At 55.6% G+C, this 15,674-nt stretch carries 15 protein-coding genes; 7 read left to right on the top strand and 8 right to left on the bottom strand.

Annotated elements, in window-relative coordinates; translation table 11 throughout:
• Window positions 1–83: 83 nt before the first annotated feature.
• From rsmG to rpmH, 8 genes are all read right to left on the bottom strand, one after another.
• Entirely contained in the window at window positions 84–785 is a 702-nt protein-coding gene (gene rsmG, locus ACLM7Z_RS04305) for a 16S rRNA (guanine(527)-N(7))-methyltransferase RsmG (protein ID WP_087019606.1), read from the bottom strand.
• Entirely contained in the window at window positions 778–2,667 is a 1,890-nt protein-coding gene (gene mnmG / locus ACLM7Z_RS04300; protein WP_435645616.1) for a tRNA uridine-5-carboxymethylaminomethyl(34) synthesis enzyme MnmG, read from the bottom strand. The genes rsmG and mnmG overlap by 8 nt, the downstream gene beginning before the upstream one ends.
• Window positions 2,668–3,210: 543 nt before the next feature.
• Window positions 3,211–4,578: a tRNA uridine-5-carboxymethylaminomethyl(34) synthesis GTPase MnmE gene (gene mnmE / locus ACLM7Z_RS04295; RefSeq protein WP_087019815.1), complete on the bottom strand. Its 1,368-nt coding sequence runs from the start codon at window positions 4,576–4,578 to the stop codon at window positions 3,211–3,213.
• Between the two features lie 65 nt (window positions 4,579–4,643).
• Complete coding sequence (jag, locus tag ACLM7Z_RS04290; RefSeq protein ID WP_087019612.1) at window positions 4,644–5,342, bottom strand: RNA-binding cell elongation regulator Jag/EloR; 699 nt, start codon at window positions 5,340–5,342, stop codon at window positions 4,644–4,646.
• A gap of 26 nt (window positions 5,343–5,368) precedes the next feature.
• A complete protein-coding gene (gene yidC / locus ACLM7Z_RS04285) occupies window positions 5,369–6,484 on the bottom strand; it encodes a membrane protein insertase YidC (RefSeq protein ID WP_435645615.1) in 1,116 nt (371 codons plus the stop codon).
• A gap of 38 nt (window positions 6,485–6,522) precedes the next feature.
• Window positions 6,523–6,735 carry a membrane protein insertion efficiency factor YidD gene (gene yidD / locus ACLM7Z_RS04280; protein WP_087019618.1) on the bottom strand — a complete coding sequence of 71 codons (213 nt, stop codon included), beginning with the start codon at window positions 6,733–6,735 and terminating at the stop codon, window positions 6,523–6,525.
• The gene (gene rnpA / locus ACLM7Z_RS04275; RefSeq protein ID WP_087019621.1) at window positions 6,735–7,085 is read right to left on the bottom strand and encodes a ribonuclease P protein component; all 351 of its coding nucleotides are present in this window, start codon (window positions 7,083–7,085) and stop codon (window positions 6,735–6,737) included. The genes yidD and rnpA overlap by 1 nt, the downstream gene beginning before the upstream one ends.
• Window positions 7,086–7,602: 517 nt before the next feature.
• Window positions 7,603–7,737: a 50S ribosomal protein L34 gene (gene rpmH / locus ACLM7Z_RS04270; RefSeq protein WP_087019624.1), complete on the bottom strand. Its 135-nt coding sequence runs from the start codon at window positions 7,735–7,737 to the stop codon at window positions 7,603–7,605.
• A gap of 279 nt (window positions 7,738–8,016) precedes the next feature.
• Here rpmH and dnaA point away from each other — a divergent pair, with 279 nt between their 5' ends.
• The 7 genes from dnaA to ACLM7Z_RS04235 all read left to right on the top strand — a co-directional run bounded on the left by dnaA (window position 8,017) and on the right by ACLM7Z_RS04235 (window position 15,671).
• The gene (gene dnaA / locus ACLM7Z_RS04265; protein WP_087019627.1) at window positions 8,017–9,303 is read left to right on the top strand and encodes a chromosomal replication initiator protein DnaA; all 1,287 of its coding nucleotides are present in this window, start codon (window positions 8,017–8,019) and stop codon (window positions 9,301–9,303) included.
• Window positions 9,304–9,679: 376 nt separating this feature from the next.
• A complete protein-coding gene (dnaN, locus tag ACLM7Z_RS04260) occupies window positions 9,680–10,795 on the top strand; it encodes a DNA polymerase III subunit beta (RefSeq protein ID WP_435645614.1) in 1,116 nt (371 codons plus the stop codon).
• 462 nt (window positions 10,796–11,257) lie between these two features.
• Window positions 11,258–11,467 (top strand): S4 domain-containing protein YaaA, encoded by a 210-nt coding sequence (yaaA, locus tag ACLM7Z_RS04255; RefSeq protein ID WP_087019633.1) that lies wholly within the window; start codon window positions 11,258–11,260, stop codon window positions 11,465–11,467.
• Window positions 11,464–12,576: a DNA replication/repair protein RecF gene (gene recF, locus ACLM7Z_RS04250; protein ID WP_087019636.1), complete on the top strand. Its 1,113-nt coding sequence runs from the start codon at window positions 11,464–11,466 to the stop codon at window positions 12,574–12,576. The genes yaaA and recF overlap by 4 nt, the downstream gene beginning before the upstream one ends.
• Window positions 12,577–12,880: 304 nt before the next feature.
• Window positions 12,881–13,141, top strand: a complete 261-nt coding sequence (remB, locus tag ACLM7Z_RS04245) for an extracellular matrix regulator RemB (RefSeq protein ID WP_087019639.1) — start codon at window positions 12,881–12,883, stop codon at window positions 13,139–13,141.
• A 153-nt stretch (window positions 13,142–13,294) separates the two neighbouring features.
• A complete protein-coding gene (gene gyrB, locus ACLM7Z_RS04240; protein ID WP_330395846.1) occupies window positions 13,295–15,247 on the top strand; it encodes a DNA topoisomerase (ATP-hydrolyzing) subunit B in 1,953 nt (650 codons plus the stop codon).
• A gap of 232 nt (window positions 15,248–15,479) precedes the next feature.
• Entirely contained in the window at window positions 15,480–15,671 is a 192-nt protein-coding gene (locus ACLM7Z_RS04235) for a hypothetical protein (protein ID WP_087019645.1), read from the top strand.
• The last annotated feature ends 3 nt before the right edge of the window (window positions 15,672–15,674 follow it).

The following is a 15,674-nucleotide window of genomic DNA, read 5'->3' as shown; positions in this document are numbered from 1 at the left end:
CGTGAAACGCATAATTTCCAGTTATTTCCATAAGATGTAAATCCCCGTCCATGTTTCACGTGAAACATGGACGGGGAACGGTGTTATAACGGGTTCGCGGAAATCTTGCGGAACGGGCGCGGATATTGCTTCGGTGTGGGCTTTTTCTTGCGAATCAACACCAGACGGTGCGTAATATCCGTGTGTGGAATGGTATAATCCACAACGCGCGGCGCTTCGCCGCCCAATGCGGCAATCGCCTTTTTCGCCGCAGCAAGCTCTTCGTCGCTGTCCCTGCCCTTCATGGCGATAAACATGCCGCCGGGCTTGACCAGCGGGAGCGACAGCTCTGCCAGCACATTCAGCTGCGCGACCGCGCGGGAAACCGCAAAATCATAATGCTCGCGGTGCGCTGCGGCAAATTCCTCCGCACGCGCATGCACAGCTTCGATGTGGGTGAGACCCATGCCGTCGATGCACGACTGGAGAAAAAGAATGCGTTTGCGCAGGGAATCGAGCAGCGTCAGCTCACAGTCCGGGCACAGGATATGCAGCGGCATACCGGGAAATCCCGCGCCACAGCCGACATCCACGACGGATTTTTTGGAAAAATCCGCAGCGGTGAGCAGGGAAGCGCAGTCGAGCAGGTGCTTGGTTGCGATTTCCTCCGGTTCGGTGATGCCGGTCAGGTTCATCACTTTATTGGTCTCCAGCATGCGCGCCGTGAAATCGTTCAGCTGTGCCAGCTGCGCGTCGGAAACCGACAGCCCCATCTCGGAAAAGCCGGTTTTCAGCAGTTCATTCATGGTTGCGTTTCTCCTTTTCCATCGCTTCGGTGACAATCATCAGGGCGGTGATATCCGCCGGACTGACGCCGGAAATGCGTGATGCCTGTCCAAAGTTCAGCGGACGGATTTTTTGCAGCTTCTGCCGCGCCTCCAGGCGCAGAGATGTGATCTCATTGTAATCGATGTCCTGCGGGAGAGGTCTGCCCTCCAGCTTGCGGAACTGCTCGACGTCATGCAGCTGACGTCGGATGTAGCCCTCATATTTAATGCGGATCTCGACCTGCTCCCGTATGACGTCCGGCAGCGCCGGGCGCTCCAGGTCAAACGGCGCGAGCATGTCATAGCCCAGTTCGGGACGTCGGATGAGATCCGCCAGCTTGCAGCCGGACTTGAGCGGCGTGCTGTTGTGTGCCTGTAAAAATGCCTGCATGTCGTCAGACGGCGACAGATTGACTGCGCTCACGCGGTCGATTTCCCGCTGAACACATGCATATTTTTTGCGCACCGCTTCCAGCCGCTCCGGGGGATTAAGCCCGACACGTGCGCCAATACCAACCAAGCGCTCATCCGCGTTGTCCTGCCGCAGAATCAACCGGTATTCACTGCGCGAGGTCATCATGCGGTACGGCTCGTTCGTGCCGCGCGTGACCAGATCATCGACCAATGTGCCGATGTAGCCGTCCGCGCGGTCGAGGATCATCGGCGGCTCACCCTTGAGCTTGAGCGCGGCATTGATGCCTGCGACGAGACCCTGTGCGCCCGCTTCTTCATAGCCGGAGGAGCCGTTGAACTGTCCCGCACCGTACAGACCGGAAATCTTCTTGGTCTCCAGCGTCGGCTTGAGCTCCAGCGGGTCGATGCAGTCATATTCAATGGCATAGGCCGGGCGCATGACCTCGGCATGCTCCAGACCCTTGATGGTGTGGATCATTTCGAGCTGAACATCCTCCGGCATGGAGGAGGAAAAGCCCTGAATGTACATCTCCTCTGTATCCAGCCCCATCGGCTCGATAAACAGCTGGTGGCGCGGCTTGTCGGCAAATCGAACCACCTTGTCCTCAATCGACGGGCAGTAACGCGGGCCGATGCCCTCGACCTTGCCGGAATACAGGGGAGAGCGGTCAAGATTTTTTCGGATGACCTCGTGTGTCTGTGCGTTGGTATACGTCAGGTGGCATACCGCACGGTTTTCCGGTGCATGCTCCGTTTCAAACGAAAATGGAATGCAGTTTTTTTCGCCCTGCTGCACCTCAAGGCCGGTAAAATCAATGCTGCGGCGGTTGACGCGCGGCGGCGTACCGGTTTTGAAGCGCATGAGATTGAGACCCATGCCGCGCAGGGAATCGGTCAGTCCGAGTGCGGCGAACATGCCGTCCGGGCCGCCGTCATAGAACATATCTCCGATGATGATGCGTCCCTGTAAATAGGTACCGGTCGCACAGATCACCGCCCTTGCACTGTAATGCGCACCGGTTCGCGTGGTGACACCGGTGACGGCGTTATTTTCATGCGTAATTTCGACAATTTCCGCCTGCTTGAGCATCAAATTCGGCTGCTGCTCGAGCACATGCTTCATATACTGGCGGTACGCCGAACGGTCGGCCTGCGCGCGCAGGGAATGCACAGCCGGGCCCTTGCCGCGGTTGAGCAGGCGGTACTGAATGCATGCGGCATCTGCCGCGCGCGCCATCTCACCGCCCAGCGCATCGATTTCACGCACCAGATGACCCTTTGCCGTGCCGCCGATGGCGGGATTGCACGGCATATTGCCGACCGCATCCAGATTGATGGAAAAAATTACGGTCTGTAATCCCAGCCGGGCACAGGCGAGGGCAGCTTCAATGCCCGCATGACCCGCGCCGATCACGGCGACGTCAAAATTTCCTGCCTGAAATAGCATCTGAACACGCTCCTTTCTATCATAATTTGTATATTTATATTTTAATTATACTTTTTGTAAAACCCCATCTGAGAGATTCGTTCCATCGCCGCCCCCAAAAGTCTCCCAGCGGGAGGGAAGTGTCTTCGGCGCAGCGCGTCGAAGACGGAAAGCGTTTGTGTGGCTGGCGACATCCATTATCTCTCTGTACAGACGTTATATTGGGACAGAGCCTCACTCTCGCTGCGCTCGCATGCCACCGGCATCGCTCACCTCTGAAAAATCCCTTGGACTGCGTGAACCATTGCGGAGCAATCGATTATCCACAGCTGTGGATAAATCTGTGGATAGTTTTCGTCAAATTGACGGAAATCCAATCCAATTTTTTTGCACATTCCCCAAATGCCGAAGCCGTATCAGCGGGTTATCCTGTTGATAACTCTGTGTAAAATGTGCAAAACCCATAACCATACGCAAAGGGGAGTGCGGTCGGTCTTTGTCAAAAAGCTCGGAAAAAACGCCATTCCGGACAGATCGCTCCATCCGGAATGGCGGCAGGTTCGGTTATTTTCCCACACAGAATTTGTCAAAAATTGTCGCAACAATGTCGTCGCGCACCGCCTGTCCGGTGATTTCCCCGAGTGCGGCAATCGCGCCCTCGGCATCCATGACAACCGCATCCGGTGTCATGCCGAGCTGCGCCGCGACAAACGCGGCTTCACAGCGCTCGGCTGCGCGCACCAGTGCTGCTGCCTGACGGGCATTCGTGATAATGCTGCCATCATAGGACATGCCATCCATGCCGACAACCCGAGGAATCAGGTCGTACAGCTCCTTGAGGCCCTCGCCGGTCTTGGCGCTGACCGCAATGACATGCTCAAAATGGCGGCGGATGGTCGCCACATCCAGCGCGGACGGCAGGTCGCTCTTGTTGAGCACCGCAATCGTGCGCTTGCCGTGTGTGCGGGCGATGACCATCAGGTCATCGTCCGAAATATCATCGCTGGAATCGAACACCGCCAGAATGAGCGCAGATGCCTGCGCCTGCTTCATCGCGCGGTCGATGCCAATTTTCTCGACCGGGTCCTGTGTATCGCGCAGACCCGCCGTATCAAACAGATGCAGCACAACCACGCCGATGCGGATGGTTTCCTCAATCACATCGCGCGTCGTGCCCGGCACGCTGGTGACAATCGCGCGGTCAAAGCCCGCAAGGGCATTGAGCAGCGATGATTTTCCGGCGTTCGGGCGGCCGAGAATCGCACAGGGGATGCCTTCGCGCAGGATGCGCCCGCGTTCATAGGTCTCCGCCAGGTCATAGAGTGCACGGGTTGCGTTGTGCAGAATTTCGCACGCATGGTCAAACAGATTGGAATCGATTTCCTCATCCGGATAATCGACCACGGCGAGAAATTCCGCGACCAGATCAACCAGACACTGCCGGATCTCGCGGATGCGCGAGCCGACTGCGCCGTCCATCTGTGCCGCCGCATTTTCTGCCGCCTGTGCGGTCGCTGCCGTGACAAGGTCATGGACGGCTTCCGCACCGGACAGATCCATTTTGCCCGCGAGAAAAGCGCGCTGCGTAAACTCGCCCGGCCCTGCCTGCTGTGCGCCGTTGGCAAACAGCGCGGCAAGTGTCTCCGACAGGATAGCAGGGGAGCCATGGCACTGGATTTCCGCCATGTCCTCACCGGTATACGAGTTGGGCGCATGCATGACACAGCACAGGCAATGGTCGATGACTTTTCCATCGCGCGCATGCAGCGCGCCATAGGTGAGCAGGCGGCTCGGGCGCTCAGACAGCGCACCGCCGCCCTGCGGGGTAAAAATCCGGTCTGCAATCGCAAGGGTTTGAGGTCCGGACACGCGGATAATGCCAATCGGTCCGGCAGCAGGCCCTGTCGCGATTGCGGCAATGGTCGTGCTCATATCATACCTCATTTCCATTCATGATATGTAATCCCTCCCGCCAGCGGGGGAATTACTGGATATTTTTACTCCGCGGTATTGCGTCTGTTGTCGCGGTCACGGGGCGCTCTGCGATAGCCGCCGCGCTGCGGTCTGGCACCGCGCTCGAGCGCAACAACGACACGGCGATTGGGCTCTGTGCCGGTGGAATACGTGGTTACGCCCTTATAATCCTGCAAGGTCGAATGGATAATGCGGCGCTCATACGGGTTCATCGGCTCTAACGTCATATTTTTATGGTACTTGAGTACCTTGCCAGCCATTTTGCGTGCAAGACGCTGGAGCGATTCCTCACGCTTTGCGCGGTAGCCCTCGGTATCGATGGCAATGCGGATATGCTCCTCCTTGCCGCGGTTGATGGTCAGGGAGGTGAGGTACTGGATTGCGTCGAGCGTATCGCCTCGGCGGCCGATGACCGCACCCATATCCTCTCCGCGGATATCGAGAATGATCTGGCCATCCTCGCCTTCCATCGGGAATGCCTCGCCATTGATGCCCATGCGGGAGAGCAGGCCATCGACGAACGCCTTTGCCTCGCCCGCGGGGGTTGCTTCCTCATACGAAACACGGACGCGCGCCGGTACCGCGCCGATGCCGAAGAAGCCGGTTTTGCCCTTTTCCAGAACTTCTACACTGACGCTGTCGCGGTCCATGCCCAGCTCATCCAGCGCCTGCTGAACAGCCTCTTCAATGGTAGAGGCCTGTTTTTCAATAAACTTTGTCATAAACTTTGCTTACTCCCGTCCTTAGATTATTCGTCGTTATCGACCTGTCGGCCGGCTCTGTGGGCGGCTTCTTTTTCCGCCTTGATCTGAGCGGCACGGGCAGCAGTTTCCTTTTCCTTCAGCCGTTTCTGCTCGGCTTCTCTCGCTTTGAGCTTCTTTTTGGAAACATTCTCCGACTTTGCGCCGAGATATTCGGTCTGTACGCCGGATTTCTTTGCTTCCTCCTGCTCTGCGAGCTTCGCCTGATGCGCAGCCTCACGGCGTTTGCGCTCCTTAGTTTCCTCGTCGTCAACTGCCTTGTCAAACTTGACGATATACCAGGTGAGTCCAACTTCCTGAACAATAGAGAATACATTGTTGACAACCCAGTAAACGCCCATGGATGCCGGCAGAGTGAACGCAATCCAGACAGACATGAGCGGCATCATGATGAGCATCGCATTCATGGTCGAATTCATCTGGGTATTGCTGTTCTGCGCATTCGGGTTCTGGAGCTTCTGCATCTTCTGCATGACCAGTGAGGACAGCAGTGCGGTGAGACCGGAAAGAACCGGGATCAGCCACAGCACATTGAGCTGTGTGAACTGCGGAATCGCAGAAAGGTCAATGCCGAAGAAATCAAAATCAATGCGGCACAGACCGTCAGAAGCGAACTGAGAAACCTTGTCCCAGTTGTCATTGACCGCCTTTGCGAGCTGAATCTGCGCGGTAATCGAAGAGGTGTCGAAGGTCTGTCCAAGCGCATTTGCGATCTTTTCGATGGTGCTGTCCGCCAGACCCATCATGTAGGTCATCGGCTCACGCACGGCGTAATACAGCGCCATCATGATCGGCAGCGTGATAAACGAGAGCAGGCAGCTGCCGGTCGGGTTTACGCCCTCACGCTCATACAGCTTGGTAATCTCTTCATTCATCTTCTCCTTGTTTTTGGCGTAGCGCTTCTGAATTGCCATAGATTCCGCCTGCACCAGGTTCATCTTCTTCATGTTCTTCTTCTGCTTATACATAAACGGCAGAAGAATCAGCTTGACAAGCAGGGTGAACAGGATCAGTGCGACACCGTAATTCTTAACAAGTGAAAAGATCCCCATCAGGATCAGACCAAGCGGCCTGATTAGAATAATTCCAAAAAAATCTCCCATTTGATCCTCCAAATTGGGTTTAAAAGTGCATTTTTCCGTCAGGGCACCGGGTCATACGGACTATGGTGCGAAAACGGATGGCAGCGCAGCAGTCGTTTCACTGCGAGCCAGCCCCCGCGAAGCGCGCCGTATTTTTCAATTGCCTCCATTGCATAGGCGGAGCAGGTCGGATTATAACGGCAGCATGGCCTCGTGTAAGGCGAAATTGCGGAACGGTAAAAACGAATACAGGCAAGCATGATGCGCTTCATCATGATGGTTTTCCTTCTTTCGTCCGGTTCAGCCCCAGCTGTGCGATACAGCGCAGGAATGCGCGTTCCATCTGTGCATACGACGCGGTGACGGCGCGGTGGCGCGCGACAACCACGAGGTCTGTATTGGGGCGGAGTTCATCCTTGTGCAGGCGGTAAATTTCGCGGATGACGCGCTTGACCCGGTTGCGCCGGACTGCGCTTCCAAGTTTCACGCCCACCGTAATGCCCAGCCGTCCTTCGCCGTACTTATTGCGCAGCGCATAAACCACCAGGCAGTCGGAGGACGCGGAGCGCCCTCTGGCATACAGCCTGCGAAAATCGCGGTTTTCCTTTAAGGTGTTTTTCATCGCCCGACTTCCTTTATGTTGTTCCGTACTGCGGAACGCCCGCCCTGTTTCCCAAAACTGTACCCGCACGCATGGAAACAAGGGCGTACACGTTCCTCTCCGGCTCATCCTTTTTCTGCCGGAGCTAACAGGCCGTTTTACATCATTTCCGGCGCACGACCCATCCGAATTGTAATTACGCCGTTCTGTTATACTCAAAGGATAATCCTGTGTATAACAGAAATGGACCGCAAAGCGGTCCATGATCTGTTCGTGTCAGGCTTTTCCGGAAGCATAGAGAATCTTCCCTCTGTTTTCGCGCTTCGCGGCAAAAACATCTCCCTCATGAGAGAGACTAACCGGAATATCTATAAATCCCCGGAAAAGCAAAACCTTTCCAATCTCACCACAAACTCTACTTGTGCGGCATTGGGGCGGACAGACGGACGCGTTTGTCCGGCTCGTCCGCGGCGCGCGGGAGCGCGCCGGAAAGGTTTTCTTTTGCCTACTTTTCTTTTCCTCAAAAAGAAAAGTACGGTTAGTGGGTCAGACGCTTACGGCCGCGGGAACGGCGACGGGCGAGAACCTTTCTGCCGTTAGCAGTTGCCATTCTCTTGCGGAAGCCATGCACCTTGCTGCGCTGGCGCTTCTTCGGCTGATACGTTCTTAACATGTGGCTGCACCTCCATTTGCAATCAAAGTCTTAAGCGTGCGTGTACAACCTACATTATAAGCAAATAATCGGGACATTGTCAATCATTATTTCCAGAAACCGGGCGTTTTTTCCGTCGTCTGCCGACATTTTCGCGGTTATACCTGTGGATGTTGTGGAAAACTCTGTGGACACGGTGGAAATTTGGTGGTATTATATAGTTTGTATCGGTGTCCGCACATGCGGGACGCCGTTTCCCACCCACATTATAAACGATTCCTGGAGGGGGATTGCAACGATATGAACACACCTGCCGATATCTGGAAGGTCGTGCTGACGCTGCTGGAAAAACGGCTCCAGCCTGTCACCATCGACGCCTGGTTCGACGACCTGACCGCCGTTGAATTCAAAGACGACACTCTGCTCCTGCATACGCCGGACAAATTCAAAAAAGAAATCATCGACCAGCGCTACCTGAGCATCATCAAAGACGCACTACGCGATCTGTTTTCCGCTGACATCGATGTCATCATCACGACGGGCGAAGCACCTGCACCGATTGCACACAGCAATTATCCGGAGGACGAGTATACCTTTGAACAATTCATCGTCGGCTCATCCAACAAATTCGCACACGCCGCTGCGACCGCCGTCGCCAATAATCCGGCCAAAAACTACAACCCACTGTTTATTTACGGCCAGTCCGGTCTGGGAAAAACCCACCTTCTGTACGCCATCGCCTCCGTCGTGCGCCGCGACCATCCGTCGTTCCGCATCGTCTATATCAAAGGCGAAGACTTCACCAACGAATTGATTAACGCCATCGGCGAAGGTCAGGTACAGGAATTCCGTGACAAATACCGCCTCGCAGATCTGTTCCTCGTCGACGATATCCAGTTCGTCGCAGGCAAAGACCGCACACAGGAGGAATTTTTCCACACCTTCAACGCATTATATGAAGCACACAAACAAATTGTCCTGACCTCAGACCGTCCGCCTAAGGAAATCCATACACTCGAAGACCGCCTGAAAACCCGCTTTGAATGGGGTCTTCTGGCAGACATCCAACCGCCGGACTACGAAACACGCATGGCCATCATCCATGTCAAGGCCGATTCGCTCGGCGTACACCTGCCGGATGAAGTCGTCGATTACATCGCAAAAACCATCACCTCCAACGTGCGGCAGCTGGAAGGCACCGTCAAAAAAATCAAGGCACTGCACGACCTGATGGAACGCGATATCGATCTCAGCCTCGCAAAAGAAGCCGTCACCGACATCTTCAAAGAAAATCCCGGCCTGAATCCAACACCGGAAATGATTATCCGCGAAGTCTCCCGCTATTACTGCATCCCGGTCGAAAAGCTACAGGGCAGCGGCCGCTCCAAAGATATGGTCCTCCCGCGACAGGTCGCCATGTACCTCGTGCGCGAAATGACCGACTACTCGCTGCCGGAAATCGGCAAGGTCTTCTCGCGCGACCACACGACTGTACTGCATTCCATCAACAAAATCGAAAATTACCTCAAGGAAACCAGCGAGATGGACAACATCATCAAAACGCTGAAGGCAAACATCCGCGGGTAACTGCATATCATCTGCATACTGCCTGCATAATTATTCAAATAAACATGCAGCTCAACCGGCGGAAATCCGTCATTTTCATCCACAAGTTCCTGTGTACTGTGGATGCACGACCTGTGGAAAACTTTTTATCCCCATCGTTTTCCAAAATTGCGCCCGAGTTTTCCACAGCTGGCTGAGGACGCCAAAATCCCCATCAGACGGGCATTTCAGCGGGTTTTCCACAGTTTCCCCGCCCCTACTACTATTACTAAAATATACTATTCTATTTTGTTAGATAGATCGATATAACTCATCAGACGTCCGATGTCCTTCCGTCATCCCAAGGTCATCAGATGTCATGTAAAAAAATTCGTTTGTTTTTCAAGGAGGCATTCCCATGCAATTCTCATGTGAAAAGTCCATTCTTCAGGAAGCCATCACAACAGCATCGCGCGCAGTCAGCAGCAAAAGCTCCATCGCGCTGCTGGAAGGCCTGCTCATCACCGCCGAAGGCGACGGTCATCTGACGCTGTGCGGCTACAATATGTCTATGGGAATCCGAGCCAACATCAGCGCCATGGTTGCCAAACCGGGCTCTGCCGTGCTCAACGCGCGCCTGTTCGGCGATATGATCCGCAAGCTGCCGGACGATGTTGTCTTCGTCGAAACCAATGACAACCTGCTCACCACCGTCCGGTGCGGCAAAGCGGTCTTCAATCTTGTGGCGTCTGACGCCAAAGAATTTCCGCAGCTGCCGGAGGTGGAAACCAGCAAAACACCGATCACATTGCCGCAGCATATGCTGAAATCCATGATCTCCCAGACCATTTTTGCGGTGTCTGACAACGAGACCAAGCCGGTACTCACCGGCTGCCTGTTTGAGCTGGAAGGCCAGCAGCTGAATGTCGCCGCTGTCGACGGCTACCGCCTGAGCGTACGCCGTGAAACGCTGGACAGCCCGGCAGAAGAAAACACCAAATTTGTCGTACCGGGCACGGCTCTGCGCGAAGTCGAGCGCATTCTCACTGAAACCGATGAAACAGCAGAAATTTATCCCGATGCGCGCCATATCCTGTTCCGTATCGGTGATACCGTCCTGATTACGCGCCTGCTGGAGGGCGAATTCCTCAATTACCGCGCGGCAATTCCGGCGGATGCCTCCGCAGTCATCACAGCTGATGTCCGGCAGCTGATTACCAGCATTGAACGCGTTTCGCTGATTGTCTCGGAAAAGCTCAAAAATCCGGTTCGTATGGAATTTGACGGCGATCTGCTCAAGCTGAGCTGTATCACTGCCATCGGCAAGTCCTATGATGAATACCAGTACAGCGGCGAAGTCGAGCATCTGGAAATCGGCTTCAACAACCGCTATCTGCTGGATGCGCTGCGCGCCTGCCCGAGCGATACGGTCAGAATTTCGCTCAAGGGCAGCCTGAACCCGATTGTCTTCACACCGGAAGAGGGCGATGCGTTCACATATCTCGTCCTGCCGGTTCGCCTGAAGGCAGAATAAGTTCCCATTGGCACCCGTTTGGGCTGCTTTTGACTGAATTTTTTCACTGGAAAGCCCAAAGGGAAAGACCCCGCGCCGGGTCTCTCCCTTTGGAATCCCTCTCTGGCGCCAAAGACCCAAAGGTTCTTTGGAATCTCCTTTTGTGAGCCGCGCCAAAATGAGCAGACACCACATATTTTGACGCGGCTGCGCTGCATGTCCCAACGGGATGGGGGACGGTGCATGCCGTTTCGACTGCTTTCCCGGTGGGCATATGCGGAATGATTTGCGCACGCCAACGGCTGTTTCGGACGATTGTATCCGTCGGGGCGGAGGGCGTCCGCACAATCTGGCTGCTTCTCGCAGGGATGCAATTCCTGTATCAAGTTGGCAGAGTTTCTGCTTCAGAGCGGGAAGCGCCGGTGTACGTCCCCACGCAAACGCGCTGTATCTATCATATGGAAAAAAGGAAACACGATAAATATGGAAGAAATTGAAATTACAACGGAATATATCAAGGCGGATGCCTTTCTGAAATTCGCGGGCGTGTGCGCGACAGGCGGACAGGCCAAGTGGATGATTGAAGAGGGGCAGGTTTCGGTCAATGGCGAAGTGTGCACCCAGCGCGGCAAAAAGCTGCACCGCGGCGACACGATTTCCATCGTCGGCGGCCCGACGTTCCGTATTGTATGAACATCGAACATCTGACCCTGCGCGATTTTCGCAACTATGCATCGGCGGAGCTGCCGCTCGCGCCCGGTGTCAATGTCTTCTGCGGAGAAAATGCACAGGGGAAAACCAACATTCTGGAGGCGGTCGGCCTGCTGTCCACGATGCGGCTGTTCCGTTCGGGGCAGAAACGCGATGCCATCCGTTTCGGCGCGCCGCAGGCGGAAGCAGAAGCGCAGTTTTTCGCGGAAAAGCGGGATATGACCATCCGCGCGGTCATTCCGTCCAGCGGGCGCGTCCAGCTGACGGTCAACGGTGTGCGGCAGAAACGGTTGTCTGACGGCGCGGGCATTCTGCGCTCCGTCCTGTTTTGTCCGGAGGATCTGATGCTGATCCGTGAAGGTGCCGCCGCCCGGCGGCGGTTTATGGACATCGCCCTCAGCCAGCTGCGGCCGAATTACGCACGCTACCTGGCGGAGTACGCGCGCCTGCACGAAAACAAAATCCGCATTCTGAAGGATTCCGAAGAGAAGCCTTCACTGCTTGACACGCTGGACGATTTTTCTTTCAGAATGTCCATGATAGGCGGACATATTGTGCGGTACCGCGCGTATTATCTGCGCGCGTTGATGCAGAAGGCGCGCGGCATCCACGCCTCGATTTCCGGCAGGGACGAACAGCTGGACTATGTCTACCGCACGGTTTCCACTGTGACCGACCCGTTTGCGTCTGCGAAAGACATCGGCACACAGCTGTGGGAGCATGCCTGCACGCACCGCGCCGCGGAAATTGCGGCAAAAAGCTGCCTGTCCGGCCCGCACAAAGACGATCTGGAGCTGACCATCGGCGGGAAAAGTGCAAAAGCCTTTGGGTCACAGGGACAGGTGCGCACCTGTGCATTGTCGCTCAAGCTGGCAGAGCGCGACATGTTTTTTGACGACAGCGGGGAATACCCGGTGCTGCTGCTCGACGATGTGCTCAGCGAGCTGGACGCAAAGCGGCAGGATTTCGTGCTCAACCGCATTGAAAACGGGCAGGTGCTCATCACGTGCTGTGAGCCGGAAAAGCTCGCACAGGTGGAGGGCGGCCGGCTGTTTGCTGTCGAAAATGGGACGGTGCGCGAAACGGGATAAGCACTGCCGGCGGGACAGCACAAGACACACCCCGACAAAACACAACAGATTTCGGCGAAACCGGCGGGAAAATCCGCGGTTTCGCCGTTTGTTTTTCCACGGGCGCGGGCGGTTTCGCAGAACTGCCGGTTTTGACGCAAAAAAGTAAGGAAAAAACGGCAAATGATTCAAAAATATTTGCAGAAATACGTGCAAAACTTCGCAAAAAGTGCTATAATAAATATCAGGACGCGGGTCTGATTCCCGCGGCAGAAACGGCTGCGCGGAGACGGTATGATTCCGCGCAGCGGGAAGGCGGCTTTGCATGTATCTTCATCTCGGACAGGACGTGATCGTCCATACCGATTCCATTCTGGGGATTTACGACATGGATACCGCTACCTGGTCAAAGCACACCCGTGCCTTTATGTCCGCCATGGAGCGGTCCGGCAATGTGGTGCCGCTGTTTGAAGACCTCCCCAAGTCGTGCATTCTGTGCGAGGAGGGCGGCGTGCCGACGCTGTACCTCTCCCAGCTTTCCACCGCCACGCTGCTCAAGCGCAGCGGGCAGACCATACCGGAATAGACCGTTTTTTCATTCTTTTTGGAAGCAGGCAATCCCGTCGGACAAGCGGGATTGTTTCTTTCCGACTGAATTTTTTCCGACAGCAGCCGAAACCGGCGGCCGGCGCTGTCCAGACCTTCCACATCTGTGGCTTTTAACCGGCCCGCCGGAGAAATGGAACGATACTATATGAGCATGAGCGAAGAGATTCTCGACCTGACCGTCAAGGAAGCGTATGACGAAAACCAGATTCAGGTACTCGAAGGTCTGGAGGCCGTGCGCAAGCGCCCGGGCATGTATATCGGCTCGACGTCCGCACGCGGCCTGCATCATCTGGTGTATGAAATCGTCGATAACTCCATCGACGAGGCGCTGGCAGGCTACTGTACCCATATTGAGGTCACGCTTGAGCCGGACAGCGTGGTTTCCGTGCGCGACAACGGACGCGGCATCCCGGTCGGCATTCATCCGCAGATGGGCATTCCGACGCTGGAGGTTGTCCTGACCGTGCTGCATGCGGGCGGCAAGTTCGGCGGCGACGGCTACAAGGTCTCCGGCGGCCTGCATGGCGTCGGCTCGTCTGTCGTCAATGCGCTGTCCGAATGGCTGGAAGCGACGGTCTATGACGGCGAAAACAAATATTCCATGAAGTTTGCGCGCGGCAAGACGATTTCCCCGATGCGTTCCACGCCGTGCAGGCATGAGACCGGCACGACCATCCGCTTCAAGGCGGATGACCAGATTTTTGAAACGCTGGATTACGACTACGAAATTCTGGAAAACCGGTTGCAGGAGCAGGCGTTCCTCAATGGCGGCATCCGGATCACGCTGCGCGATGAGCGCGACCCGGACGACGATGTGCGCGAGGAGGTCATGCATTACGAGGGCGGCATCAAGCAGTTCGTCACATACTTAAACCGCAACAAGACGCCGCTGCATGCTGAACCGATCTATGTCGAGGGTTCGCGCGACGATTCCATGGCAGAAGTTGCCATGCAGTATACCGACGGCTACAATGAAAACCTGCTGTCGTTTGCCAACAACATCAACACGACGGAGGGCGGCACACATGAAACCGGCTTCAAGTCGGCGCTCACCAAGGTCATCAACGACTATGCCCGCAAGTTTGGCTTCCTCAAGGACAACGACAAGAATTTCTCCGGCGACGATGTGCGCGAGGGCCTGACCGCTGTCATTTCGGTCAAGCTACGCGAGGCACAATTTGAGGGTCAGACCAAGACCAAGCTGGGCAATTCCGACATGCGCAATCTCGTCGAGACCATGCTGAGCGAAAAGCTGACAATTTTCTTTGAGGAAAACCCGTCGGTTGCAAAATCCATCATCGACAAGGCACAGACTGCGTCGCGCGCACGCGAGGCGGCGCGCAAGGCGCGTGAGCTGACGCGCCGCAAGAGCGCACTGGAATCCGGTTCGCTGCCGGGCAAGCTGGCGGACTGTCAGGAGCGCGACCCGCGCCTGACGGAAATTTATATCGTCGAGGGCGATTCCGCAGGCGGCTCCGCAAAGGAAGGCCGTGACCGCCGCTATCAGGCGATCCTGCCGCTGTGGGGCAAAATGCTGAACGTCGAAAAGGCGCGTCTGGATAAGGTTTACGGCAACGACAAGCTGACCCCGATGATTACCGCCTTCGGCGCGGGCTTCGGCGAGGATTTTGATCCGTCCAAGCTGCGCTACGGCAAAATCATTCTGATGGCGGATGCCGATGTCGATGGCAGCCATATCCGTACGCTGCTGCTGACGTTCTTCTTCCGGTATATGCGCCCGCTGATCGAACAGGGGCATGTCTATATCGCACAGCCGCCGCTGTTCAAGAACACCAAGGGCAAGACCGTGCGCTATACCTACACCGAGCAGGAACAGACTGCCGTGCTCGCGGAGATGGGACAGGGCGTCGATATCCAGCGCTACAAAGGTCTGGGCGAGATGGACCCGGAACAGCTGTGGGAGACCACGATGAACCCGGAAAACCGCACATTGCTTCAGGTCACGCTGGAGGATGCGTCGATGGCGGACGAAATCTTCACGCTGCTGATGGGCGAGAAGGTTGAGCCGCGCCGTGAATTCATCCAGAAAAACGCGAAATATGTGACCAATCTGGATATCTGATCGGTTAAAACGATAAAAGCAACTGATTCCGTTTTGCACTCTCAGCCCGCAAAATGAAATGGGCGTCAAAACGTTTGGCGTCAATTGGTTTTTGGCGCCCCCTCACGCTGGCGCAGGGCGGGAGAGATGCAAGGGAGGGTGCGCCCAAGCACCCTCCTTTGCGCCCTCCTATGAAGGGATACCGGAAAGGGAAGATGCTTCGGGCGGAAACAGAACAGCGCGGAGGAACGCTATGGATGATATCAAAAGACAACGCGTAAAGGCAGCCATGGAAACGCTGATGGCTGCGCATGATGAGCTGGTTGACCTGATGCCGGCAAAGAAGAAAAAAGCCTCAGAGGAGGATGCCATGCTGGGCGATGCAATGGATTCACTGGAGGAATCGATTTCCTGCCTGATGGAGCTGCTGGAAGAAGAGGTATAAAAC

The organism is Butyricicoccus porcorum, from assembly GCF_051246315.1.
Classification (GTDB): Bacteria; Bacillota; Clostridia; order Oscillospirales; family Butyricicoccaceae; genus Butyricicoccus_A; species Butyricicoccus_A porcorum.
The sequence above is the reverse complement of the archived record's forward strand: the minus strand, read 5'-3'. Positions and strand labels throughout refer to the sequence as shown.